Origin of the sequence: Acinetobacter bohemicus ANC 3994, assembly GCF_000367925.1 — a bacterium.
GTDB lineage: Bacteria > Pseudomonadota > Gammaproteobacteria > Pseudomonadales > Moraxellaceae > Acinetobacter > Acinetobacter bohemicus.
The window spans coordinates 106,944-132,560 of sequence record NZ_KB849167.1; the positions used below are offsets into that span (position 1 = coordinate 106,944).

The 25,617-nt window shown below is 35.9% G+C and carries 25 protein-coding genes and 1 pseudogene; 13 read left to right on the top strand and 13 right to left on the bottom strand.

Annotated features, from left to right (window positions below; translation table 11 throughout):
• Positions 1-19: 19 nt before the first annotated feature.
• From F994_RS07485 to tviB, 11 genes are read right to left on the bottom strand one after another with little or no spacing between them, the layout of a single operon-like run.
• Positions 20-676 carry an acetyltransferase gene (locus tag F994_RS07485; RefSeq protein ID WP_004649656.1) on the bottom strand — a complete coding sequence of 219 codons (657 nt, stop codon included), beginning with the start codon at positions 674-676 and terminating at the stop codon, positions 20-22.
• Positions 669-1,280, bottom strand: a complete 612-nt coding sequence (locus F994_RS07490) for a sugar transferase (protein ID WP_004649657.1) — start codon at positions 1,278-1,280, stop codon at positions 669-671. Before F994_RS07490 ends, F994_RS07485 begins: the two co-directional genes overlap by 8 nt.
• Positions 1,281-2,414 (bottom strand): glycosyltransferase family 4 protein, encoded by a 1,134-nt coding sequence (locus tag F994_RS07495; RefSeq protein WP_004649659.1) that lies wholly within the window; start codon positions 2,412-2,414, stop codon positions 1,281-1,283.
• 14 nt (positions 2,415-2,428) lie between these two features.
• Entirely contained in the window at positions 2,429-3,520 is a 1,092-nt protein-coding gene (locus F994_RS07500) for a glycosyltransferase family protein (RefSeq protein WP_004649660.1), read from the bottom strand.
• A gap of 22 nt (positions 3,521-3,542) precedes the next feature.
• Positions 3,543-4,682, bottom strand: coding sequence for an O-antigen ligase family protein (locus F994_RS07505; protein WP_004649661.1), 1,140 nt, complete (start codon positions 4,680-4,682; stop codon positions 3,543-3,545).
• Positions 4,672-6,039 carry a lipopolysaccharide biosynthesis protein gene (locus F994_RS07510; RefSeq protein ID WP_004649662.1) on the bottom strand — a complete coding sequence of 456 codons (1,368 nt, stop codon included), beginning with the start codon at positions 6,037-6,039 and terminating at the stop codon, positions 4,672-4,674. Before F994_RS07510 ends, F994_RS07505 begins: the two co-directional genes overlap by 11 nt.
• Entirely contained in the window at positions 6,039-7,268 is a 1,230-nt protein-coding gene (locus F994_RS07515; protein WP_004649664.1) for a glycosyltransferase, read from the bottom strand. Before F994_RS07515 ends, F994_RS07510 begins: the two co-directional genes overlap by 1 nt.
• Positions 7,265-8,347 (bottom strand): DegT/DnrJ/EryC1/StrS family aminotransferase, encoded by a 1,083-nt coding sequence (locus F994_RS07520; RefSeq protein WP_004649665.1) that lies wholly within the window; start codon positions 8,345-8,347, stop codon positions 7,265-7,267. The genes F994_RS07515 and F994_RS07520 overlap by 4 nt, the downstream gene beginning before the upstream one ends.
• 2 nt (positions 8,348-8,349) lie before the next feature.
• Positions 8,350-8,931, bottom strand: coding sequence for a UDP-2-acetamido-3-amino-2,3-dideoxy-D-glucuronate N-acetyltransferase (gene wbpD / locus F994_RS07525; RefSeq protein ID WP_004649666.1), 582 nt, complete (start codon positions 8,929-8,931; stop codon positions 8,350-8,352).
• 14 nt (positions 8,932-8,945) lie between these two features.
• Complete coding sequence (locus F994_RS07530) at positions 8,946-9,890, bottom strand: Gfo/Idh/MocA family oxidoreductase (RefSeq protein WP_004649667.1); 945 nt, start codon at positions 9,888-9,890, stop codon at positions 8,946-8,948.
• A 27-nt stretch (positions 9,891-9,917) separates the two neighbouring features.
• Positions 9,918-11,216 carry a Vi polysaccharide biosynthesis UDP-N-acetylglucosamine C-6 dehydrogenase TviB gene (tviB, locus tag F994_RS07535; protein ID WP_004649669.1) on the bottom strand — a complete coding sequence of 433 codons (1,299 nt, stop codon included), beginning with the start codon at positions 11,214-11,216 and terminating at the stop codon, positions 9,918-9,920.
• A 557-nt stretch (positions 11,217-11,773) separates the two neighbouring features.
• Between tviB and F994_RS07540 the strand changes: the two are divergent.
• The 12 genes and pseudogenes from F994_RS07540 to ahr all read left to right on the top strand — a co-directional run bounded on the left by F994_RS07540 (position 11,774) and on the right by ahr (position 22,525).
• Positions 11,774-12,876, top strand: a pseudogene (locus tag F994_RS07540) (polysaccharide biosynthesis/export family protein).
• Positions 12,876-13,304, top strand: a complete 429-nt coding sequence (locus tag F994_RS07545; RefSeq protein ID WP_004649672.1) for a low molecular weight protein-tyrosine-phosphatase — start codon at positions 12,876-12,878, stop codon at positions 13,302-13,304. Before F994_RS07540 ends, F994_RS07545 begins: the two are co-directional and overlap by 1 nt.
• A gap of 18 nt (positions 13,305-13,322) precedes the next feature.
• Positions 13,323-15,515 carry a polysaccharide biosynthesis tyrosine autokinase gene (locus F994_RS07550; protein ID WP_004649673.1) on the top strand — a complete coding sequence of 731 codons (2,193 nt, stop codon included), beginning with the start codon at positions 13,323-13,325 and terminating at the stop codon, positions 15,513-15,515.
• A 332-nt stretch (positions 15,516-15,847) separates the two neighbouring features.
• Complete coding sequence (locus F994_RS07555) at positions 15,848-16,552, top strand: BamJ family beta-barrel-assembly machinery protein (RefSeq protein ID WP_004649675.1); 705 nt, start codon at positions 15,848-15,850, stop codon at positions 16,550-16,552.
• 48 nt (positions 16,553-16,600) lie between these two features.
• Entirely contained in the window at positions 16,601-17,302 is a 702-nt protein-coding gene (locus F994_RS07560; RefSeq protein ID WP_004649676.1) for a BamJ family beta-barrel-assembly machinery protein, read from the top strand.
• 361 nt (positions 17,303-17,663) lie between these two features.
• Positions 17,664-18,404 carry a dienelactone hydrolase family protein gene (locus tag F994_RS07565; protein WP_004649677.1) on the top strand — a complete coding sequence of 247 codons (741 nt, stop codon included), beginning with the start codon at positions 17,664-17,666 and terminating at the stop codon, positions 18,402-18,404.
• Between the two features lie 85 nt (positions 18,405-18,489).
• Positions 18,490-18,852 carry an HIT family protein gene (locus F994_RS07570; protein ID WP_004649678.1) on the top strand — a complete coding sequence of 121 codons (363 nt, stop codon included), beginning with the start codon at positions 18,490-18,492 and terminating at the stop codon, positions 18,850-18,852.
• A gap of 135 nt (positions 18,853-18,987) precedes the next feature.
• A complete protein-coding gene (mutY, locus tag F994_RS07575) occupies positions 18,988-20,022 on the top strand; it encodes an A/G-specific adenine glycosylase (RefSeq protein WP_004649679.1) in 1,035 nt (344 codons plus the stop codon).
• A gap of 62 nt (positions 20,023-20,084) precedes the next feature.
• Positions 20,085-20,627, top strand: a complete 543-nt coding sequence (locus F994_RS07580) for a M23 family metallopeptidase (RefSeq protein WP_004649680.1) — start codon at positions 20,085-20,087, stop codon at positions 20,625-20,627.
• 16 nt (positions 20,628-20,643) lie between these two features.
• Entirely contained in the window at positions 20,644-20,889 is a 246-nt protein-coding gene (locus F994_RS07585; protein WP_004649681.1) for a hypothetical protein, read from the top strand.
• A 21-nt stretch (positions 20,890-20,910) separates the two neighbouring features.
• Entirely contained in the window at positions 20,911-21,471 is a 561-nt protein-coding gene (locus F994_RS07590) for a DNA-3-methyladenine glycosylase I (RefSeq protein ID WP_004649682.1), read from the top strand.
• Between the two features lie 31 nt (positions 21,472-21,502).
• Complete coding sequence (gene ahr, locus F994_RS07595) at positions 21,503-22,525, top strand: NADPH-dependent aldehyde reductase Ahr (protein WP_004649683.1); 1,023 nt, start codon at positions 21,503-21,505, stop codon at positions 22,523-22,525.
• Between the two features lie 177 nt (positions 22,526-22,702).
• On the opposite strand, the gene F994_RS07600 is transcribed toward ahr, so the two are convergent.
• The gene (locus F994_RS07600; RefSeq protein ID WP_004649684.1) at positions 22,703-24,142 is read right to left on the bottom strand and encodes an aminotransferase-like domain-containing protein; all 1,440 of its coding nucleotides are present in this window, start codon (positions 24,140-24,142) and stop codon (positions 22,703-22,705) included.
• A 99-nt stretch (positions 24,143-24,241) separates the two neighbouring features.
• On the opposite strand from F994_RS07600, the gene F994_RS07605 reads away from it, so the two are divergent.
• Positions 24,242-24,661, top strand: coding sequence for a hypothetical protein (locus F994_RS07605; protein WP_004649686.1), 420 nt, complete (start codon positions 24,242-24,244; stop codon positions 24,659-24,661).
• Here F994_RS07605 and F994_RS07610 read toward each other — a convergent pair.
• Positions 24,594-25,511 carry a LysR family transcriptional regulator gene (locus tag F994_RS07610; RefSeq protein WP_004649687.1) on the bottom strand — a complete coding sequence of 306 codons (918 nt, stop codon included), beginning with the start codon at positions 25,509-25,511 and terminating at the stop codon, positions 24,594-24,596. The two genes, F994_RS07605 and F994_RS07610, sit on opposite strands and share 68 nt — an antisense overlap.
• Positions 25,512-25,617: the final 106 nt, after the last annotated feature.

The window sequence follows — 25,617 nt, forward strand, 5'->3', positions numbered from 1 at the left end:
TAATTTTTTAAATATGAAACTATTTTTTCTCTAAAATTTTTGCGGGGTTCCCGACAACAGTCACACCTGCGGGTACACTTTTCGTTACCACAGCACCCATACCCACAATAGCACCTTTACCAATCACTAAAGGTTTATCTGGCGTGCCTTGTTTAATGACTGCACCCGTTCCAATGTAAGCATGGTCTTCAATATGAATATTTCCATTACATTTTACCCCTGGGGCAAAGGTCACATAGTCACCAATAACACAATCATGCTCAACATAACTATATAAATTGGCATGAAAACATTTACCAATTTTAATATTTGATGTAATTGTTACAAAAGGACTCAGTGCAGCTCCTGAAGCAATCTGTACATCATCCATAACTATTGTAGTATTAGAGCGTACTGACCAAAGATTTATGTCATCATTTAATAACTGATTCGTAATTTTTTCACGAATGCGACTATTAGCAATAGCGATCAAAACATATTTTTGTTCATGTGGTAATGCCTTGAAATGGGTATAATTCATGGCCTTATGTGTATTGACCTCTTCAATCGTTGTAAGAGCATCATCAATAAAATAAATTTCTGCTTGAATACCTAAACGGACCAAATGCTCACGTGCGACTGGCATTAAACTACGCCCACAGCCTGAAGCACCGTAAATCGCATAAAGATTATTCATCTGTATGGCTCGGCTTAGAGCCTGTGAATTTTGTCATTGTTGCCTCGCCTTCCGCACTAATATCATCTTTGGCGAGAACTTTATGCACGGTTTTAAACATGATTTTAAAATCTAAAAGCGTAGATTGATTGTCTACATACCATGTATCGAGTTTAAATTTTTCTTCCCAACCAATCGCATTTCGTCCATTGACTTGGGCATGTCCTGTCATACCCGGACGTACATTATGTCGTTTAGCTTGTTCTTGATTATACAATGGTAAATATTCTGTCAGCAGCGGACGTGGTCCAACGATACTCATGTCCCCTTTAATTACATTCCAAAGCTCAGGCATTTCATCCAAACTGGTTGAGCGTAACATTTTACCAAATGATGTTAAACGTTCACTGTCTGGAAGTGGTTGACCATTCGTATCTACAGCATCCTTCATAGTCCGAAACTTAATCATTTCAAAAGGTTTACCATGTAAACCTGGACGAACTTGGCGAAATAAGACAGGTGAGCCTAAGTTCTTTTTTACTTTGTAAGCAACAAAAAAATAGAGAGGTGAAAGTAGAATTAAGGCTATTGAAGCGATAATAATATCAAGTAAACGTTTTAACATTTATAGACCTAAAATATTGAGTAAGCGTTGATTGACTTTATCAGCATCAAATTTGTCTTGAGCGATTTTATAACTTTCATAACCCATCTTTTCAATTTGTTCAGGGTGTTCTATAAAATAAATCATTTTTTCAGCTAAGGCTTTTGGGTTCCATTTAGGTACAAGAAAACCGTTCACACAATTTTGAACTGTTTCACGACAACCTGGTACATCTGTAGTAATGACTGCACGCCCGATTGCCATTACTTCTTGTGTACTACGTGGCACACCTTCGCGATAGGATGGCAATACAAAAACATGACTATTAGCTATCCAATCTTTTACGTTATTTACATGGCCCAGATAATGAATAATATTTGAAGAAATTAACTCATGCAATTCAGACTGTGTTAATGCACCTAAATTATGAGGATCAATTGCACCTAAAACAGTAAATTGCGTTTCAGGATATTTTTCTTTTACAATTTTTGCTGCGGCAAGAAAATCATGAATTCCTTTTTCTTTAAGTAACCGACCAATAAATAGAAAATTAATTGGTTGCTGAATAATGGTCATAGGTTGGTAAGAATACTCTTTTAAATTTAGACCAATACCGCCTAAAACCTCAGTTTTTTTTATATTAATAGAGTATTTATTAATTAAATCTAAAGGATCATCAGGGTTTAAAAAAATTAATTTATCTAATTGAGGCAAAGAAATTTTATACAGTAAAATTTGAAGTTTTTTTATAAGTTTAGTCTTTTTACTTAAGCCTTCAGGTTGTTCTGTAAAGGTATAACCTAAACCTTCTAGCATACCAATCACTTTCGGAGTCTTTGCTAATTTTGCAGCAATTGTTCCAAAAATAACGGGTTTACTAAAATATGAAAAAACTAAATCAGGTTTAATTTTTCTGATTTTTTTTGAAAGATTATAAGTCGCTATAATATCTGAAAATGGATTTAGACCACCACGGTTTAATTCATAAGTAATAGGAATAGCACCTAAAGATTCTATTTTTTTTAGGTCTATATCTGTATATTCAGAAGTAAAGGCATAAATCTGATGTCCTCGCTTTAAAAGCATGGCAATTAAATCTGCACGAAAACCATAGAAGCTTGAAGCAACTGTACCTATTAGTATAACTCTTGACATATATAAACCTAATTTTACTTATTAAAGTAATTGTATAAATTCATTACTAATTTTTCCTTACTAATATATTCATTTGCCTCTCTTTCTACAGTAATACGATTAGTACCTCTCATTTTTTCGGCATATGATAAAATAGATTTTATATTTGCTTCACCAAAATAGTAATATTCAAAATTAGTAGGAAAAACATCTTTATGACCTGAATATACAGGTAATCCTATACTTAAATATTCTCTTACTTTAAGAGTACATGCTTCTTGCATCCCTTTTCTATCTAAAGAAAAAGAAGAAAGACCTAGCCAACATTTTTCAGAAATACTCTGTATTTCATGAGTTGTTTTCAAACCATGAAAAACTACTCGTGGATCACCCTTGACTATATCTTTCTGCCAATCATCTACTTTACCAATGACATGTAAGATAAATTCACTATTATCTTTCTGAACACTTTTTAAAAGTAAATCAAGACCATGCCAATCAAAAAAATAGCTAGCTAAAAATAATAACTCAGGTATATTCCCTCTATTATCATTTAAAATTCTATTATCCTCTAATAAAATACCATTAGGATATATATATGAAGGTTTTTCAATTTTATTTAATGATATTCTTTCTAATTCAAATTCTTTAATTTCATTTGTCACACAAATAAGACCATAAGAATGTGCAATACATTTATTTCCAATACTTCCCTCTAAGAAAGCTCTTATTTTACCTATAGTGTTAAAGCTATTTAGCTCTGGTAGCTCTAGAGTATGATGAACTAAATAAACAGGTATTTTAGTTTCTTTAAGAAACTTTAATAAAAATGGATCATGGACACTATATCTTAACAAAATAATATCAAAATTCTTTTGTTGATCCATTAACCAATTAAAATACTCTAACCTTAGCTTAATCCAACAAATAAATTTATCTACTATATTTTTTGGCTTTTGAAAACTAGAAAATTCTACAATATCACCCTCTGGATATACATCTATAGGGCAAAAAATTTTAGAACTAAAATCTATCCCTAATTTTAAAGCAGACTTATTTTCCCAAGACATTTGTTTATAAATACCTGGCGAAAAAGATAGCATTGCAGCACTATGTAAAATTCTCACTGATTTACCTTTTAAAAAATTTTTATTCTTTCTTTGAAAAGAATAAAAATTTTGACAATAGTATAGATGTAGATAAAAGAATAAAAAGATCTTTTCTAAATTCCCAATTTAGGGTGAATAATCCCCCTAGCATTGCTAAAAAAGCAATAAAAAACAAAACCAGAATAACATTTTTTGTTTTTATATAAAAATATACTATATTCAAATAATGAGAAAATATAAAAACAAACCATAATATAAATGCTATAAATCCACCTTCAAAAAAATTTGAAACAAATGTATTATGTGCATTATATCCAAAATAAGGGACAACAGTACCAATACCATGACCGAATATAAATCTAATACCATCTACTGAAGCAACTATCTGTTTCCAAAACATAAACCTACTTTCATCTTCAACATTAACACCTGAAAAAGCTCTCTCCAATGAATTAGCAGGTATAAAATCAAATAAAAAATAACCAAAAACTAGAAATCCAATCATAAATATTGGTAAAAATAAAGGTTTACGCCATGTAAATAAAGATAAAACCAATATTAAACCTAATAAAAAGATTCCAAGTGAGGCTCTAGACCCAGTAGACAATATTAGAAAACTTAGTAAACAAACAGATAAAAAACCGAATAAAATATTTATTTTTTTATTAAATATTAATATATAAACAAATATAGTAGTTATATTTAATATAATACCAAAATTATTGGGATCAAAACCATCAGCAGAATATCGATTTGATAAATCCTGATAAGTAATACCTGAAAAAACATTCAATAGTGCATTTATACCTATAGGTAATACTCCTAATACGTATGCATATATAACTTTAAAAACCCTATCTAAATTAGAAACCAGATCATTTATAATAATATATAATAAAAAAACACTAAAAAATCTAAAAAAATAATCAATAGAATAATCTATATAATTACTCCAAATACACGTAAATAGCATATATAAGCAATAAACAAAACCTACATAAGAAAGTTTATAAAAATTTAATTTTTTATTAACTAAAGTTTCAAAAAACCAAAAAGCTACTAAAGGTAGTGCTAAAAAATATGTTCCTACTTGGACTAAAGAATTTGAATAACTTTCCATAAAGTGAAAAAATAAAATATATAAAATCAAAAAACCAAAAGATATATTTTTATAGTTCATATTTAGTGCTCTTAATTTCTATATAACATCTAATTAAATATTTCACCATAAGGAAAAATGATGCCATCATTAAAAACCATGAAGTCCATACATTAGTATAATCAAAAAAATAAGAAAAACTAAAAACCACTAATATTAAAACTAAAAATAAAGATAAATTGATTGAAAATCTCTCATTTACTATCCTTGCTAAAAATAGTTTCAAAATAAGTGCCAAAATATTACCTAAAAAGAAAATTAAAAAAAAGTATTCAAAACCATTATTCTTTAAAATAGGTATACACAAAACAACTAAACCTAAATTAAATAATGCCGCGACTAGATTATATATACTTTTATTCTTCAATAAAATAATAGATGATGGTATTTCAGACCAAGTATATACAATACAATTAATCAAAATAAAATAAATAAACTTAATTAAACCACCATATTCTTGTGGAAATATAAAACTTATATAATCTTTAATTAAGAAAAATGCGCTAGCAGAAAAAATAGCAGCGTATCCAATTAATGACAAAAACCTATTAATAACTTCAATTATATTTTTATTTTGGTTTTTAAATACAAATGGCATCCATATAATATTCACCAAACTTGTAAAATATGAAAATATCAAACCAGCATTATAAACAACCACATATTTACCCAAATCATTCAGACCATACCACTTTGATATCAAAAATTTATCTAGAAAACCCAGTAAACCAATAATAAAAGTTGAAAACAGCAATGGAATAGCATATTTAAAATATTTTTTATCAAAGTATAAAGACTTATCAAAAGTCAAATACTTATAAACACTTCTTAGCAAGAAAATATTACATATTAATATACTCGCTAACAATCCATAAATTAAAGAAAAAACTTTAGATTCTAAAGAGAAGATTATAAAAACTAAAATATACAATATATAAAAAAATTTATTTAATATATTATTGATAGCAAAATTTTTACTTTCTCCGTCACATCTAATTATTAGAAGGAAAAACCGCTGAATTAACATTAAGAATATCAAACAACAAGTTAATATAATAAAGAGTAAACTACTTTCTCCATATAATATTTTAGAAAAATAAGAGTAATTTAATAAAAAAACTGAAGATCCTATAATAAAGAAAATCAAGCATGGTAATAAACAATTATATAAAGTATTTTTCTTATTTTCTGATGTGTTAAAATTTCTAACTAATGCCTGATCCAACCCCAAATAAAATACTAATAAAAAAAATGCAGCTGTGCTAGAAACTAAACCGTACACACCAATATATTTAGAATCAAAATTCCAAGTCATCAGAAAAGTAATGAGTACACTCATAACCCCAGTAATAAGTGTACTAGCAATGTACCATTTCATTATTTAACACCTAAAACTCTTTCAACAATTTTGATCAAATTTGTATAATTTATCTGAGAATTATAACTTTCTTTCACTTTATGATAAGCAGATATTTTTTGAAGCTGCTGTTCATCTGACTGTTTATAAATATAATCAAGTACAGCATCCGATATTTCTTCAACTTTAGCTGCACTTGATATTAAATAACCATTTTTTCTGTCTACTAAATGTTTAATTCCACCAATATTCGGCGCTATTGGTACTACATATTTAGACATTGCTTCCATTAAAGAAACTGGTATTCCTTCACTTTCACTTGAATTTATAATCAAATCATATGAGTTTTCTGAAATATTTTTCTGTAGTACACTATTACTCACCTGCCCCTTAAAACTATAACTAATATATTGTGTATTTAATTTTCGACGCGCTTGATTCTCTAAATCACCTCTTAAAATGCCATTACCATAATGATGCCAAATAATTTTAACATCAGGATTTTTTTTATTGATTAAACAGAGAGCATCAATAATTTTATCTATTCTTTTAACTTGGATACAATTTGATACACTTACTATTTTTATAGTATTTTTATTTGTTAAATTTAAGGCTGAATCTTTATTGATAAAAACACCTAATGGAATTATTTTTATTTTATTCTGATCATAATTAAAACTACTTACTAAATATTGTTTTGCAGAATCTGATAACAATAAAATTGCGTCATATTTATTAATAAACTGACGTTTGTAAGGCATATAGTTTTTCTCATATAAATTCTCATATAAATCATAACCATGCATTCTAGTTAAAACTTTTATAGATTTATGTTTTTTGAGTAATAAAGCACCATAGGAAAAAAAATCAGACCAATAACTGTAATATAAATCACAGCTAGAGTTATTCTTTTTCAATTTTCTAAAAGATGTATATATAAGTAATCCGAATTTAACAGCTCTCATTAAATTTACAATAGAAATTTTTTTACTTGAAATTAAATAAAATAATTCCTTCCAAAAAAATGATTGAAATATCAAAATAAAAATATAAAAATAATTTATAGAAAAACTGAAATCTTTATTTATTATCACTTTAGCAGGTACAGGCCTTTGAGAACCTTTACAATTATAAGGGAGAAGTGAAACCTCTAAAGAAGTTTGCTCTCCCCAAAATAGAATTTCCTGCTCTAAAAATTGTTCCCCAACACCATAAGGATAATTTGTAGTTAAAATTCCTACTTTATTCACACTATGAACTCTTTTACAATTTTTTTCTGTGCCATTTCATCTAGATATGGATGCATTGGCAAACTCATCACACACTCAGCGAGAGCATCACCTACAGGTAAAACTGCATTTTCATCTGCAACCGCAGGTTGCTTATTTAAAGGAATTGGATAATGCACTGCTGTCGGTATACCCTGCGCTTTTAGTTTTTCCTGAACATCTGCACGGTTTTCTACTTGAATGGTATATTGCGCCCAAGCACTTTGGTTGTGCTCTTCAATAAATGGTGTAGTTAAAATACCTACTTCATTGAAAAGTTTCGTATAAGTTTCAGCTACACGCTGACGCGCCTGCATTTCATCATCTAAAATTTCAAGTTTTGGTAATAAAATAGCCGCTTGTAGCGTATCTAAACGGCTGTTTACCCCGATACGAATATGGTGGTAACGACGGTCTTGTCCATGACGGGCAATCTGGCGAATGACTTTTGCAAGCTCCTCATCATTGGTAAAAATAGCACCACCATCGCCATAACAACCCAATGGTTTACTTGGGAAAAAGCTGGTACATGCCACTGTACTTAAATTGCAACTTTTACGCCCTTTATAAGTAGCACCAAAGCTTTGTGCTGCATCTTCAATCACCGGAAGATTATATTTAGCTGCAATGGTATTAATTGCATCGAAATCTGCACATTGACCATATAAACTAACAGGGATAATGGCTTTAGTCCGTGGCGTAATCGCAGCTTCTAATTTTTCAACATCTAAATTATATGTTCTCGGATTCACATCTACATAAACAGGCGTTGCACCTAACACAGCAACGGTTTCTGCTGTTGCAATATAGGTGAATCCTGGGGTGATCACTTCATCACCCGGACCAATACCAAATGCCATCTGAACAATTTGTAAAGCATCTGTGCCATTCGCACAAGTAATGCAATATTTTGCACCCACATACGCAGCTAATTTTTCTTCAAGCTCAGAAACTTCTGGTCCTAAAATATATTGCCCATGTGACAATACATTTTGAATACCTGCATCAATTTTTTCTTTTAAGCGTGCTTGCTGTGCTTTTAAATCAATAAATTCAATCATTTTTATGCCTGTTGTTTACTGACAATTTGACCTTCTAAACGATAAATCGCCCCTGTATGCTCACAAACAGCTTTGGCCTGACCGTTTAATGGTAAATCTAATTGCTCACCAAAATCACTCATCCAACCAATTTGTTTTGCAGGAACACCCACTACAAGTGCATAAGCAGGAACATCTTTATTGATGACTGCACCAGCACCTACAAAGGCATATTCTCCCACTGTCACACCACACACGATTGTGCAGTTTGCACCTAATGTTGCACCTTTTTTAATCAAGGTATTACGATACTGATCTTTGCGCTCAATTAATGACCGTGGATTATAGACATTTGTGAAAACCATACTTGGGCCACAAAAAACACCTTCTTCTAAAGTCACATTATCATAGACGGAAACATTGTTTTGCACTTTACAATGGTCACCAATAACAACTTTATTGCCTACAAAAACATTTTGACCTAAAGAAACCCCTTGTCCAATGTTGGCTCCGCCACATACATGGACAAAATGCCACACACGAGAGTTCTCACCAATTTGAGCACCCTCATCGACAATTGCACTTTCATGCTGATAAAAACTCATTCTCATCCTCCTTATTATTTTACTTTAGCCAATAAAGGATGCGGATTCGCGGGGTTTTCAACAATTGGCGTTATACGAATAACTTCAACAGTCTCAATAGCAGCACGGTTTTCTTCTACCCCGTAGCCATTACCATTTAAAATGCGTTGATAACTTTGAGTATGTAAATCGGTGAAACCACCTGAAAACTCTAATTCTTCATTTTCAATGGTAATACTACGATATGTTAATTTTTCGCCTTTTACTGCATTTGATGGCAAGTTATTCACGTCAATCGACAAGAACCAACGCACACGTGCACGTTCATATTCCAAATAACCTGAAGCTGTCTTTTCATCACGAAAATGCACTTCATTTTTAACAATGTCGCCAAAAATAAAATGCAGCATGTCATAAAAATGCACACCTATATTGGTTGCAACACCACCAGACTTTTTATCTACACCTTTCCATGATTTTAAATACCACTTTCCACGAGAAGTTAAATAAGTTAAATCAACATCAAATACCTTACCTTCAGGCGCAGCTTGTACTTTGTCACGCAATGCAATAATCGAAGGGTGAAGACGCAATTGTAGAATTGAGTTTACTTTTGCACCATATTGTTGTTCATATTCAGAAAGCATATTTAAATCTTCTGAACTCAGAACCAATGGTTTTTCACAAATCACATCAATGCCATTTTTAAGTGCATATTTCATGTGAGGCGCATGTAAATAGTTAGGTGAGCAAATTGCTACATAATCTAATTTTTCACCTTTTAATTTTTGATCCTCTACATACGCTTCAAACTCTTCGAATTCAGTGAAAAATTCAGCTTCAGGAAAATGGCTATCCATAATTCCAACAGAATCATTAACATCCATCGCAACAGCTAAAGTATTACCTGTTTCTTTTATTGCTTTTAAATGACGTGGAGCAATATAACCAGCCGCACCTATAAGGGCAAATTTTTTCATAATTAAAACTTCTTCAAATTATTAAGTTTAGAGACGAAAGACTGTAAAACCTTGTGCTTGTATTTCTGCACGATCAAACAGGCTCTTAACATCAATAAATACAGGGTTTTCACCACGTACAAAACCACGTAACTCTTCTGCAGAAAGCGAGCGAAACTCATTATGCCCAACCGCAACGACCAAACTATCTACAGGATGCTCTACACTAACAAGACCAAGCTCAATCCCGTACTCTTCTTTTACTTCTTCTGGATTCGCCCACGGGTCACAAACAACAACTTTTATACCCCATTGATCAAATTCTTTAATAACATCAATAATTTTACTATTACGAATATCAGGACAGTTTTCTTTAAAGGTAATACCCAAAACGCCTACAGTCGCTTTAGTAACATCTATATTATTCTTAACCATACGTTTAATAGTTGCTCTTGCTACATAGCGTGCCATATTGTCATTAATACGACGACCAGCAAGAATCACTTGAGGATTATATCCAACCTCTTCTGCCTTATGGGTTAAATAATATGGATCTACACCAATACAATGCCCGCCAACCAAACCTGGGCGGAAGGGTAAGAAATTCCATTTACTCCCAGCAGCCTCTAAAACATCTAGAGTATCAATACCAATGCGATCAAAAATAACCGACAATTCATTGACTAAAGCAATATTTAAATCACGCTGTGTGTTTTCAATCACTTTTGCCGCTTCTGCTACTTTAATACTAGATGCTTTATGCGTGCCTGCTTCAATGACCAAGTTATAAACTTGGTCGACAAAATCGGCAACTTCAGGCGTAGAACCTGAAGTGATTTTCTTAATTTTGGTTAATGTATTTACCTTATCACCCGGATTAATACGCTCAGGACTATAACCTGCAAAAAAGTCTTGGTTAAACTTCAGTCCAGAAACTTGCTCTAATACAGGAATACAAACTTCTTCTGTTGCACCTGGATATACTGTCGACTCATAAACTACAATATTTCCCGCTTTTAGCACCTGACCAATACTAGTAGATGCTTTGACTAAAGGTGTTAAATCTGGACGGTTTACAGAATCAATAGGCGTCGGAACAGTAACAATAAAGAAATTACAATTTTTTAAATCTTCTAAATTTGCGGAATAGCTCAGTTGACTGGCTTGAGCCAATTCTTCTTTTGACACTTCTAAGGTATGGTCCTGCCCACTTTTTAACTCATCAATCCGTTTTTGATGAATATCGAAACCAACCACGGGTACTTTTTTACCGAACTCGACCGCTAAAGGAAGCCCGACATAACCCAACCCAATAATTGCAATTTTTAGTTCCGCGAGTTGTAACATGTTACAAGCCTTATATTGTTTATTCATGTGTATAATCAGTAGGCTTAAAGCCGAGCTATAATATAGCAGAAAAAATATATTTATACTTATTCAGAATCAAAAACATTTTTAAATTCCGCATTAATTTTAGAAAAAAAAAGCATTAAATTCTAAAAACCACAGGCATATATTATAATTAAATATTACATCTATAAGAAATTTAATAAACAATTACAATATTAATTTATGTGTAATTTTAACATTATCAACTCTAAATCAAATATCAAGCAAAATAAAATTTAACAATTAATAAATTTTATTATTATCCATTTTAAGCATCATATTAGAAACACTACTTTTAGTTAAAATACAGAGAACCACATCTCACTTAATCTATAAAAATCTGTTTTGAACATCAAAAACATCTTCCCCACACCAAACTTATGAAGAAAAGCTATACCCCAGCGATGATCTTGGTATAAAATAACAATTACAATTTATTATTAATATTTTACGTATTACAGGGTAAAATGCCGACTATTTTTAAAATCAGATTATTTTTATAAACGGGATTTCGAGTGAGATATTACCAATTTTTTTTACTTTGCGCGCTAGCTGCAGGTACGACAGGATGTGCAATTACATCGGGGCTACAAACATTTGATTTACCAAGTGAAGGTGTTTATCAAACTGAACTTGGCACTCCAGTTAATGTACTTAAACTCACTCAAGAATCACTCCCTGCTCTACAACCTGCGCAAGTTAACATTCAACAAGATTATGCTCATTTATTTAGCTCACCGCATAAAAATTATAAATTAAGTGCGGGTGATATTCTCTCTATTTATCTTTGGGCTTATCCCGATATTACCCCCCCACCACAGCAATTAATAATGAACAATCTGTACAAGCCAATGGCTATCAAATTGATCAAAATGGCTATATCCAATTCCCCATGATTGGTCGTTATAAGGCTGCGGGAAAATCATTAACACAAATCAACCAAGAATTACGTAGCCAACTTTCTCGTTATTTAAAAACGCCCGATGTGATTGCACGGGTACTCTCCTATCAGGGACAACGCTTTTCAGTGCAGGGCAATGTTATGAAAGGTGGGCAATTCTACTTAAGTGATCAACCGGTCAGCGTTTATACGGCTTTAGGTTTAGCAGGTGGTGTGAATCCTCAATTGGGTGACCATGCTTCAATGACCCTAGTCCGCCAAGGTCGTAGTTATAAACTCAACAGTATTGAACTGGAAAAATTAGGCTATTCTTTACACAACCTACTGATTCAACCCAATGACACGCTTTATATCAATGCGAGAGAAAATCAAAAAATTTATGTCATGGGTGAGTCTGGTAAGAATCAATCCCTACCCATGCGTGATCAAGGGATGAGTCTAAGCGATGTTCTCGGTGAAAGTTTAGGTTTAAATCCACTGTCTGCCAGCCGTAGTAAAATTTATGTGGTGCGCAGCAACCGAAATGATTCCAGTACAGAAGTTTATCATTTGGATTTAACCAGCATTGCCGACTTTGGCTTGGCCAATCAATTTAAAATGCACAGTAATGATATTGTCTATGTGGATGCTTCAGGGCTTGCACGCTGGCAACGTGTGATCAATCAGATGGTTCCTTTTTCTAGCGTCATTTATCAACTTGATAGTTTGGGACAATAATGCAGATCAAAAATCTTCTGGTTATTTGTGTGGGTAATATCTGCCGCAGCCCGATGGCTGAATACTTGTTAAAACAGGAATATCCAGAGCTGAATATCGAATCTGCGGGTATTTCTGGTTTAATCGGTCATGCAGCAGATCAAAAGGCTATACTCTGTATGCAGCGTTTAGGTATAGATATGCAGCCTCATATTGCCAAAAAACTCAATGCTGAGTTAATTAAAAAGGCAGATCTGGTTTTGGTCATGAGTCAAAATCAGCAAAAGCATTTAGAACAGACTTGGCCTTTTGCAAAAGGAAAAACATTTCGATTAGGCTATTGGCAAAGTAAAAATGTGCCTGATCCTTTTCAACATGAGCAATGGGTCTTTGATGAAACCTGTCAATTAATACAAGATTGTATAGCTGACTGGAAAAAACATATTTAACTTTTTGATAGCAAGATTATGAGCCAAAATAGCAATACCGAAGATACCATTGATTTAAAAGAGCTGTTTTTTTCACTCATTGCGCAATGGAAACTGATTGCACTATGCGTCATTTTAAGCTTGGTCTGCGCATTACTCTATTTAAGAACCACGCCTGATACTTATGCGGTGGATGCATTGGTACAAGTTGAAGAAAGTAAGGGCACATCGGCAGCTTTACTGGGTGATCTATCCAGCATGATTGAGCAGAAACAACCCGCTCAAGCTGAAATTGAGTTGCTTAAATCACGCTTAGTACTGGGTTCTGTCATTCAAAATCTAAATTTAGATTTAAAAATTTCCGGCACAGAAAATAGTTTTTTTAATCGTTTACTCAGTCCACATGACTATCAAACCACATATAATAAAAACGCCGTTATTTTTAAAGATGATGCCAAGTCTTTTGATGTTCGAAAATTTGAAATTCCAACCTATTACCTAGATAAGAATCTACTGCTTAATTTTAATGGCAATAAATACACATTAACTGATGCAAAAACCAAGCAAATCGTTTTTAGTGCAGTAACCAACCAAGAAAGCCAGCATACATCGGAATATGGTACTTGGAACATTGCCCTCTATACGCAAAATCAATTCAAAAACACTTATAATATTCAAAAAATGTCTTTACCTGCGGCAATGGGCTCGATCACAAATAATTATTCTGTGGCTGAAAAAGGTAAATTGACCGGTATTTTAGGTTTAAATTACCAAGGTCAAGACAAAGAACACATTACCAATGTTCTCAACTCGATTCTTGTGGCTTATAGTCAACAAAATATTGAACGTCGTTCTGCCGAAACAGCACAAACGCTAAAATTTCTGGATGAACAACTTCCTGAGTTAAAACAACAACTGGATGTTGCTGAACGCGAGTTTAATAAATTCCGTCAACAATATAATACTGTTGATGTGACTAAAGAATCTGAACTGTATTTAACCCAAAGTATTCAGCTTGAAACATCAAAAGCTGAAATTGAACAGAAATTGGCAGAAGCTGCTGCGAAATACACCAATGAACATCCAGCCATGCAGCAAATGAATGCACAGCTGGGAGCGATCAATAAAAAAATTGGCGAGTTAAATGATACCTTAAAACAACTTCCTGATTTACAACGCCGTTACCTACAACTGTACCGTGAAGTTGAAGTAAAAACTCAGCTCTATACTGCACTGTTAAACTCTTACCAACAACTGCGTATTGCCAAAGCCGGTGAAATTGGCAATGTGCGTATTGTGGATACTGCAGTACTACCAATTGAACCGATTAAACCGAAAAAATTGCAAATTTTAATCCTTGCCATTTTCCTTGGTGGTTTCCTTGGAACCTTATTGGCTTTATTACGTAATATGATGCATTCAGGGATTAAAGATTCCAATCAAATTGAAAATGAGTTGGATTTACCGGTATATGCTACCGTGCCTCGCTCACCGGCTCAGGAAAGCCGCATCAAGTTATTGAAAAAGAAAAAGAGTATTCCTATTTTAGCCATTAAAAATGGTGATGATATTGCCATTGAAAGCTTGCGTAGTATGCGTACTGCAATTCATTTTGCTTTAAATAATGCAAAAAATAATATCATTATGATTTCAGGTCCTGCACCAGAAGTCGGTAAATCTTTTATTTCAACCAACTTAGCCGCGATTTTGGCGCAAAGTAATAAACGGGTACTGATTATTGATGCGGATATGCGTCGTGGTTATTTACATAAATACTTCAACCATGACAACCTCCCTGGTTTAGCTGAATATTTAAATACCCAGCAAACGCTCGACAGCATTATTAAGCCAACAGAAATTCCTCATTTAGATGTCATTACTCGAGGTAAAAGTCCGGTCAATCCTTCAGAACTTTTAAGCTCAGCAAAGTTTGCTGCGATGTTTGAGCAACTTTCCCCGATGTATGATCACATTATTATTGATACACCGCCTGTGCTTGCAGTAACGGATGGGATTATCATTTCGCAATATGCTGGCGTGAATCTGGTCATTGCGCGCTATGCAAAATCGCAGATGAAAGAACTTGAATTGACTGTAAATCGTTTTGAACAAGTTGGGGTTAAAGTCAATGGCTTTATTCTAAATGATATTCAACGCGGCTCTGGTGGTTACGGCTATGGTTACGGCTATAACTATGCCTATGGCTATAAAGCATCAAAAAATAATGATTAAAAATTTATAATTAAAAAAAGTCAGAGATCTGCTCTGACTTTTTTAATCTTAGGGTCTGTTGACATTTCAGCAGCCCCTATTTACTGCTAAAAAAAATTTGATCGATAAATAACATTTAAAACAAAAGTTTATCATTGATTATCTAAATGAATAAAAATTTGCTATTTTAATGTATTAAAAATGTTTTTATTATTCAGCCAATTATAGAATAATGAGGTTAATCAGAATATATTGGATTTCTACACAATACGGATCGCTCGGAACGTGTTGGATAGAAAAGTCTGCTAAAATTAATGCAACTTTTTTTATATAAAATGAATTTGGGAAAACCTATGAGTAAAGCCTTACCCATCGCTGTCGCTGTTCTTTTAGGCGGTGCTGCACTTGTACCTGTTTACTATGCAACTCAAAACCCTGCGACTGTGACATCTAAAGCGTCAAAAAATGCTTCTGCTGTTGAAAAAATTAGTTACGCATTGGGCTATGAAGTTGCACATCAAACACCTCCTGAATTAGATATTAATAGCTTTGTTACAGGCGTACGTGAAGGTCATGCCCGAAATAAACCGGCTTATAACGAAGAAGAATTGCAAAAAGCATATGAGCAATTCCAAAAAGAAATGCAGCAAAAGCAAGTTAAACAAGAACAACAAGTCCAAACTGCCAGTGATTCTTTCTTAACTGAAAATGCGAAAAAACCCGGTGTAAAAACGACGGCTTCTGGATTACAGTACAAAATCATCACAGAAGGTACAGGCAAACAACCTGCTGCGAACTCTATGGTGACCGTACATTACAAAGGCCAACTGGTTGACGGCAAAGTATTTGATAGCTCAATTGACCGTGGTGAACCAATTGAGTTCCCATTGAATCAAGTTATTCCGGGTTGGACTGAAGGTCTGCAATTGATGAAAGAAGGTGGCAAAGCCACACTTTATATCCCTTCGCAATTAGGCTATGGTGAACAAGGTGTTCCAGGCATGATTCCTGCAAACAGCACCCTTATTTTTGATGTTGAACTGATCAAAGTAAAATAAAAATTGAAGGAGAGCTTTTGCTCTCCTGATTTATCTTGAGATAAGCGTATGAAAACACCGATGACATTGCTTTGTTTATGCATGTTTACCACAACAGGTTTTGCAAAAACTGTGACCAACAGCAGCAGTTTGAATGAACAAGTCGGCTACAGCTTTGGTTATTTAATGGGACGCAGCAATGCCGAATCGGTCAAAGATTTGGACTTAGATGCATTCATACTGGGTTTAAAAACAGCAGCTCAAGGCGGTAAATCGGCACTGACTGATGAAGAAATGGCACGCGTTCTAACTCAACATAAAAAGCAAAGTGATGCAAAACAACTCATTGAGTTAAAAAAGAAAGCAGATGCCAATGCCAAAATTGGAGCTGAATTTTTAGCCGCCAATGCAAAAAAACAAGGCGTTCAAACCACTAAATCGGGTTTGCAATACCAAATACTCAAACAAGGTACAGGTCAATCACCTAAAGTAAATTCTATTGTTAAAGTGAATTATGAAGGTCGTTTAATTGATGGCACTGTTTTTGATAGTTCAATTGCACGAAATCAAGCGGCTGAATTTCAAGTCAGCCAAGTCATTCAAGGCTGGACTGAAGGCTTACAATTAATGAAAGAAGGCGCTGAATATCGTTTCTTCATTCCAGCACAACTTGGCTATGGTCAAATTGGCTCTGGTGATGTGATAGAACCGAATAGCACGTTAATTTTTGATGTAGAACTAATTGAAATTTTAGCTAAACCGAGTAAATAACCGAGTAAATGCATATAAAAGAATAGCGATCAGATCAATTTGAAGCATAAAAATGCTTATTTTGACTCGCTATTTTTTTATATTTTAATCCATTCAATAGCAAATCTTACTTTCAATATCAACAACATTCGTGCGTTAAAGTGTATAGATCACCTGCTTTTTCTGCTCAATATAATAAAAATATATTTAATATTTATGAATCACTTAAACTTCAAAAACCCGCTGATTAAAAGCCTATTTCAATTTATTTAGAATAGTGTAAAGTCAAAATAGATCAATCTTACACAACCAGTAAAGAAGTCAATTTCGATGTTTTAATTCGTATATTTTTCACTTAATACAACATACAAGGATAAAATAAATGGCGCTCAGCATCAAAACTCGCGAAATCCAATACACGGCCCAAGATGGAACAACTTTAATTGGCTATTTTGCAGCACCTGAATCAGAAAAACCTGTCGCGGGGGTGATTGTCGCGCCTGAATGGTGGGGACGAAATGAGTACACTGAACAACGTGCGCGTGAACTTGCTGAACATGGCTATGCAGCCCTCGCCATTGACATGTATGGTGATAAAAAAGTAACCACCAACGTCCCACAAGCCAGTGAATGGATGATGCAAACCTTTAATGACCCTGAAACGATTGTGACTCGTGCGTCTGCGGGTTTAGCAGCATTAGCAGCGCAAGAAGAAGTAAATGCAGATAAACTGGCAGCAGTAGGCTTCTGTTATGGTGGCAAAGTGGTTCTTGATCTGGCACGTTCTGGCGCGCCTTTACACGCAGTGGTCACGTTCCATGGCACATTGACTCCGAAAGCACCTGCTCAACCGGGAACCGTTAAAGCTGAGATTTTGGTTCTTCATGGAGAACTCGACAGCATGGTTAGCTTAGATGATGTTGCGCGCTTTAAAGAAGAAATGTATGCCGCTCAGGTGGAACATGAAGTGATTATCTTTGAAGATGCGAAGCATGGTTTTAGTAATCCCCTTGCAGATGAACGTGCTAAAGCCAATGGTATTGATCTGGGCTATAACATCGATGCAGAACAAAAAGGTTTAGCTGCCATGTATGTATTATTCGAAAACCGACTGGGCGAATAACAACGAGGTCAATCTAGTTATGCTATATTGACCGATCCAATGACATGAATATTTTAAAAACTATATTTTTGAAGAGGATACAACAATGACTGAAAACAACTGCCCATATTGCAACTTTGATGAATATGACATCATTGATAAAAATGACTTTGGTGTAATTTTACCCGAGCCAAATGCATTATCTAAAGGTCATTGTGTCATTGTCCCGCTACGCCATGTGAGCTCTTTTTTTGATATCACGGACAAAGAACGTAAAAGCTTAATGTCTTTACTTGAGCTTGCGCGCAATGAACTGCAACTGCGCCATCAACCCTCAGGCTTCCATATTGGATTTAATGATGGAAAAGTCTTTGGTGAAGCATCTGAGCACTTACACCTGCATATTATTCCACGCTATGAAGGCCAAAGCTTAAAGCTAGATGAACGCTGGGGTATGCTGAGCGAATAAAACCTTCGACTCAAAACCAATTCAAAAATGATGCTGCGGCATCATTTTTTATGTCTTTATTTTTGTCACTGTTCTGAGCCGCAGCCTGACCCAGTTTTCGCTATACTATTCATCTATTCCAAATATGCGGTTCGTATGTCACAGTTTTCTTTTGCCGAAGCCCTTCTTGCTTGGTTTGATGTTCATGGTCGCCATGACTTGCCATGGCAAGTGATCGATGATCCCTATCAGGTTTGGGTGTCTGAAATTATGTTACAGCAAACTCAAGTTAAAACAGTGCTGCAATATTTTGAACGCTTTATCTCCCGATTTCCAACCGTTGAAGCTTTAGGGCAAGCCAGCTGGGACGATGTTGCACCTTATTGGGCTGGACTAGGCTATTACGCACGAGCACGCAATTTGCATAGAGCTGCGGGTATCGTCAGCCAACAAGGACACTTCCCCAGCACATTGGAACAATGGATTGAGCTTCCCGGAATTGGCCCATCAACGGGTGGCGCATTGATGTCACTGGGGCTGCGTCAATATGGCGTAATTATGGATGGCAATGTAAAACGGGTTCTGGCACGTTTTTTTGCCATTGAAGATGACTTGTCTAAACCCGTCCATGAACGTGCCATGTGGCAATTGGCTGAAACGTTATGCCCAACCGAACGTAATCATGATTATACCCAAGCAATTATGGACTTAGGTGCTACGGTCTGCACACCGAAAAAACCGCTGTGCTTATATTGCCCAATGCAACAACACTGCAAAGCACATCAACAAGGGCTAGAAACAGAGCTACCGTTTAAAAAACCGAAAAAAGCCGTACCGATCAAATCAGCACAGGTATTAGTGATTCAATCGAATCAACAATGGTTATGGCAACAACGTCCAAATAGTGGCTTATGGGGCGGTTTATGGTGTTTACCGATTATTGAAAATCCCGCCGAATTTGTAACACAGTGCCAAGCTTTAGGACTGAAAAAAGTCATTCAACGCACTGAAATTAGCCATAGCTTTACCCATTTCACTTGGCAACTTGAAGCCATCTGCTTTGAGGTCACTGCTGATCAACAAGAACATCTTGCGATTGAATTAAATGGCACATGGCTCGCGACACAAATTGCAACAGAAATAGGAATTCCCACAGCCATGAAAAAATTGATCTCTGCCCTTAGTTTATGACATAGTCAGGCACTGCGATTCAAAGAATTTTCACGCCTATTAGAATGAAAAAAGGATCAACAGTGCTGCGTTTTATTTCGACATTATTATTGGGGTTGAGCATCCTCTGGATTGCAGCATGTACCTCAACGCCTAAAAAACCCGCCACTAAACCGCTTCCCCTTGATCAAGTGCAAAAGCTGAAAAATATGCAGTTCAAATCGTCACTGCCCATCCCCGTGCACAATATAAAAGCTAAACAGTTACGTGATACCTGGGCTGCCGCGCGGAGTCACGGACGCAAACATGAAGGCATTGACATTATGGCTCCACGTGGAACAAAAGTGTTCAGTGCCACAGAAGGCCTCATTGCTGACTTACGCAATAACAATTTGGGTGGTAAAGTGGTTTGGATTATGGGGCCTGCTGGAACTTGGCATTATTATGCCCATCTTGATGCGCATAAACGCGGCTTAAATGTCGGGGATTATGTCAAAAAAGGTGATCTGATTGGTTATGTTGGTAATACTGGCAATGCACGTCATACTGAGCCACATTTACACTATGGCATTTACCTCGACGGTAAAGGGCGTGGTGTGGTCAACCCCTATCCTTATTTACGTTAATTTTTAGGAACTATTCATGTCAGAAGCGCTGATCAATCGTTTGGTCGAATTTGCTGAATCAGGCAATCAACAAAAAATTGTTTTGGCTGGACAAAGCCATCAAGGCTGGGTGATGGAAATCACTGAACAAGCGCTTTTGATTAGCACAGGGTTTGCAGAAAAAGCGGGAAAAGATATGTGGATTCAATTCACAGATTTACCGCAAGCTGAACTATTTTATTGGGATAATCAACAAGATCAGTGGGCTGAATTTAAACTTTAAGTCACTTCAGGAGCATAAAAAATGTCGTTACAACGCTGTGGTTGGTGCTCTAACGATCCGCTTTATATGGCTTACCATGATCATGAATGGGGAAAAGCTGTTCATGATGAAGGCCATTTATTTGAAATGCTCTGCTTAGAAGGACAACAAGCGGGTTTGTCTTGGATTACCGTGCTGAAAAAGCGTGACAGTTATCGGCAGCATTTCTTTCAATATTCTATTGCAGAGATTGCCCAATTTAGTGATCTCAAATTAGAACACATGCTACAAGATGCGGGCTTGATTCGACATATTGGCAAGCTCAAAGCCATCCGTGACAATGCCATTGCTTGGCAACATTTAAAACAACAACAGATTGATGTCAGCCACTGGTTATGGAGTTTTGTCGAACAGCAAAGCATCCACAATGATGTTGCTGATTATCGACAAGCACCTGCTCAAACCGACATCAGCCAAAGCCTGTCAAAAGCTTTAAAAAAGAACGGTTTTAAATTTGTTGGACCGACCACCTGTTATGCCTTTATGCAGGCGGTGGGTATGGTCGATGATCATGAAAATCACTGTGCTTTTAAATCAAATTAATATTTCACCACAATAATAAAAGGATTCCACCATGAATGACAACATCATCCATGCCTATGCCGCCATGCAAGCGGGTGCTGCACTTGAACCCTATCAGTTTGATGCCGGAGAACTCCCCCCCCACCAAGTTGAAGTCAAAGTTGAATACTGTGGTTTATGCCATTCTGATGTTTCGGTGATTAATAATGAATGGAATTCTTCGGTTTATCCTGTGGTCGCAGGACATGAAATTATTGGCATCATCACGCAGCTGGGTTCAGAAGCCAAAGGGCTAAAAGTGGGACAACGTGTTGGCATTGGCTGGACAGCAGAAAGTTGTCAGTACTGTGATCCGTGTATTTCAGGACAACAAGTCCTTTGTACAGGTGGTTCAACCGCAACGATTGTCGGGCATGCCGGTGGTTTTGCCGACAAAGTACGTGCTGGCTGGCAATGGGTGATTCCTTTACCCGAAGATTTAGATGCAGAAAGTGCAGGTCCATTACTCTGCGGGGGGATTACCGTATTCGACCCACTTTTAAAACATCAAATTCAAGCGACTCACCATGTAGGCGTGATTGGAATTGGTGGTTTAGGGCATATGGCGATTAAACTACTCAAAGCTTGGGGCTGTGAAATTACCGCATTTACTTCAAGTTTAGATAAAACTAACGAGCTTAAAGCCATGGGTGCAGACCATGTGGTCAATAGCCGTGATATTGAGGCCATCAAAACACAACGTGGCAAATTTGATTTACTGCTCAGCACCGTCAATGTCACGCTCAATTGGCCTGCCTTTATTAGTACACTGGCACCGAACGGCAAGGTTCACATGTTAGGCTTAGTGCTTGAACCACTGAAAATTAATGCCGGCAGTTTAATTGGCGGTTCGAAATCCATTACAGGCTCACCAACGGGTTCGCCTGCCGCGTTACGTCAATTATTAAAATTTGCAGCACGTAAAAATATTGCACCGCAAATTGAAGTCTTTCCGATGTCACAATTAAATGCAGCACTACAACATTTACATTCTGGCAAAGCCCGTTACCGAATTGTGTTAAAAGCTGATTTTTAATCGAAGAGGATTAGGCAGCAGATCTGCTGCTTTTGATCTGAGATGTACGATGCTCAAAGCCACAAATTATATTGTGGCTTTGAATTCGGTAAAGACCAAACCTTTAGATAAAACACTGCAACTAACGATGCGATCAGGCAAAATAGTCAAGCCGTAGCCTCCTTTCTTCTGGGAAATTTAAGCAACATACACCGACGTTAATTGTTCTCTGGTCCAATCTGCCAAGAGCACAATCGCATCACGAATTTCATCTGACAATTCATGCCCCGCATTTAAGCGAATACAATTCTTATAGCGTCCATCTTCACCAAAGACCTCACCGGGTACAATGTTAATCCCCTGCTGTTGCGCAAAATGATACATCTCTAAACCATCAATCTGCTCAGGCAATTGAATCCAGAACGCATAGCCACCACTGGGTTGATTTAAACCAATATCCACCTGATGAAAAGCAGTAATGATGAATTGTCGATATTGTTCAACCTGTGCCATGAGAATCGGTTTGAGCGTGGTTAAATGCTCACGATAAGCCCGACTATAAATTAAGTCGGCAAGCCCTAATTGCAGCGGTGTATTGACGGCCACATTTTGCATCAGCAACTGAGCGCGTAAATGTTGTAATCGTTGTGGAATACAAAACCAGCCCACTCGATAGGCGGTAGACAATGATTTAGACACCGATCCACAGAAAATCACATAGCCTTGTTGATCCCAGTATTTAATCGGCAGGGGTCGTTTTAAACTAAAACTGCATTCGGCATAAATATCATCTTCAATCACATAACATTGGTAGCGACTGGCTAACTGTGCAATTTTTTCTTTCTGTGCATTGGTTAAACTAAAACCTAAGGGATTCTGAAAATTTGCCGTCAGCAAACAGGCTTTTGCACCCGTACTTTGCATGGCTTGCTCTAAACGTTCTAAATCAAATCCATTGGTATCCGCTGGAATTTCTACAATTTTGCGCTTTAAAACCGCCAAAAGTTGCAACTGACCATTAAAATTAGGCGTGGGTACAATAATACTATCGCCCATTTCGGTCAGACTTTGAATCATCACCGACAACGCAGGCATGCAACCATTGCTGATATAAATATCATTCTTCGCAATATAAAAACCATCTTCTGCCCAATGTTCAGATAAGGCTTCTCGTAAGCGAATATGTCCTTGCTTATCACTATATAAAAAATCTTCAGGCTTGCTATGCTTTAAAGCACGCTGAATGGAACGGCGCAAAGCTTCGACGGGAACCAAATTTGGCGAGATTTGAATCGCACCCAAATGAATCAATTTATTATTGATCGAGTCTTGTTGAATCTCAATTTGTAATTCTAAATTAGACACATCCCTGGGCTGAGATTGAAAATCGGGATGGGTCGGGCGCTGCGTGTGCTGTACAAGCGATTTTTTCGCACTGACAAAATAGCCCGATTTATTTTTCACAAAGATCAGCCCTTGCGCTTCTAATAATTCATAGCAATTTTTGACTGTATTGATGCTGACATTTTGCTGCTCGGCACATTGCCTGAGTGAAATTAACCGTTGCCCTGCTTCTAATTCACCTTGCTGAATTTTATCGGCAATTTGTTCTGCCAAAATTTGATATTGAAATGCCATACATCTGTACTCATTTTTTAAAATTCTGTGTATCTGTATCCATCAACATAACAGATTTATGCTGCATTTACCGTCCATCAGCATAAAAAGGAGTCATCCATGAAAATAATGAAACGCAGTACAGCCATCTTGAGTATCAGTTTTTTATTAATGGCTTGCCAACCTCAAGCGAACAATGCCTTGGCACAAAAACAGAACTTTATTTGTAAGTCTTTAATTGAAGGATTTTTAAAAACCCAGCAACTGGGGCAATACCAATTACAGCATCTTCAACCGACATTGCACCAAACATCCGCACAACGTCTGTACCAATATCACGTCAGTTCAGACCATGAGATGCGAATCCATATGCCACAACAGCAAAATTTAAACTTTCAGTGCAGTCAAACCTCTGCACAACATTTTGAATTAAAATTGCTGAATCATGAACAGCAAGAAATTCAAACCTTGCTCAGTTTAGATCTGCTGCCACAGAAAACGATGGATAATTTGACAGCTTTTGCACTAAAAACTCAATAAATAAACGGACACGCTTTGGCAAATGTTCTTGTTGATAGTAGACAGCATGGATGCTCTGTTCATATCGCTCAATTTGATCTTCGAATAAAGCAACCAGTCGGTTTTGTTGAAGATCTTGCTGCACTAAAAAAGCAGACAAACAGGTGATGCCTAAACCATCCAATGCCATTTGACGTACGGTTTCGCCATTGGATGCTTTAATTTTGGGCTGAACCGTCAGCTGTTCTCCATTGACACGAATGGGCCAAGTATTTAAATGATTCACTTTGCTAAAGCCAATTTGCGCATGCTTCGAAATATCGCTGGGCATTTTCGGATAGCCATAATTTTCTAAATATTCAGGGCTGGCGACAATATACAAACGACTTTTACATAATAATTTGGCATGTAAACTTGAATCATTCAGCTGCCCAAAGCGAATGGCAACATCCGTTTTATGTTCCAACAAATCGATAATTTGATCATTACTGTTCAATTCAATTTCAATATTGGGATAAAGCTGCATAAATTCGCGCATCAATGGCACGATCACATGCAGGACAAAAGGTGTCGCTGAATCGACTCGAATTAGCCCCGAGGTATCGGTATCGGATTTTAATAACGCATCTTCGGCTTCGGTTAAATCATTTAAAATTTTGCGTGCTCGATCTAAAAACAATTGTCCCTCTTGCGTGAGTTTCAATTTACGCGTGGTGCGTTCGAGTAAGGTCACATGCAACTTATTTTCAAGGCGTTGTAAAGCACGGCTCACCCCAGATGTGGTTTGTGCTAAACGCTCTGCGGCCATCACAATCGAACCACTATCCACAATCGTGACAAAAGCATGTAATTCTTCAATGGTCGATTTCATCTTCCATCCATTTATTGATTTATAGTCAATAATATTTTGCAAATTAGCGCATTTTTTAGCAACAATAAAATCATCAAAATGACCCCATCTTAAAAACTAAAGATTG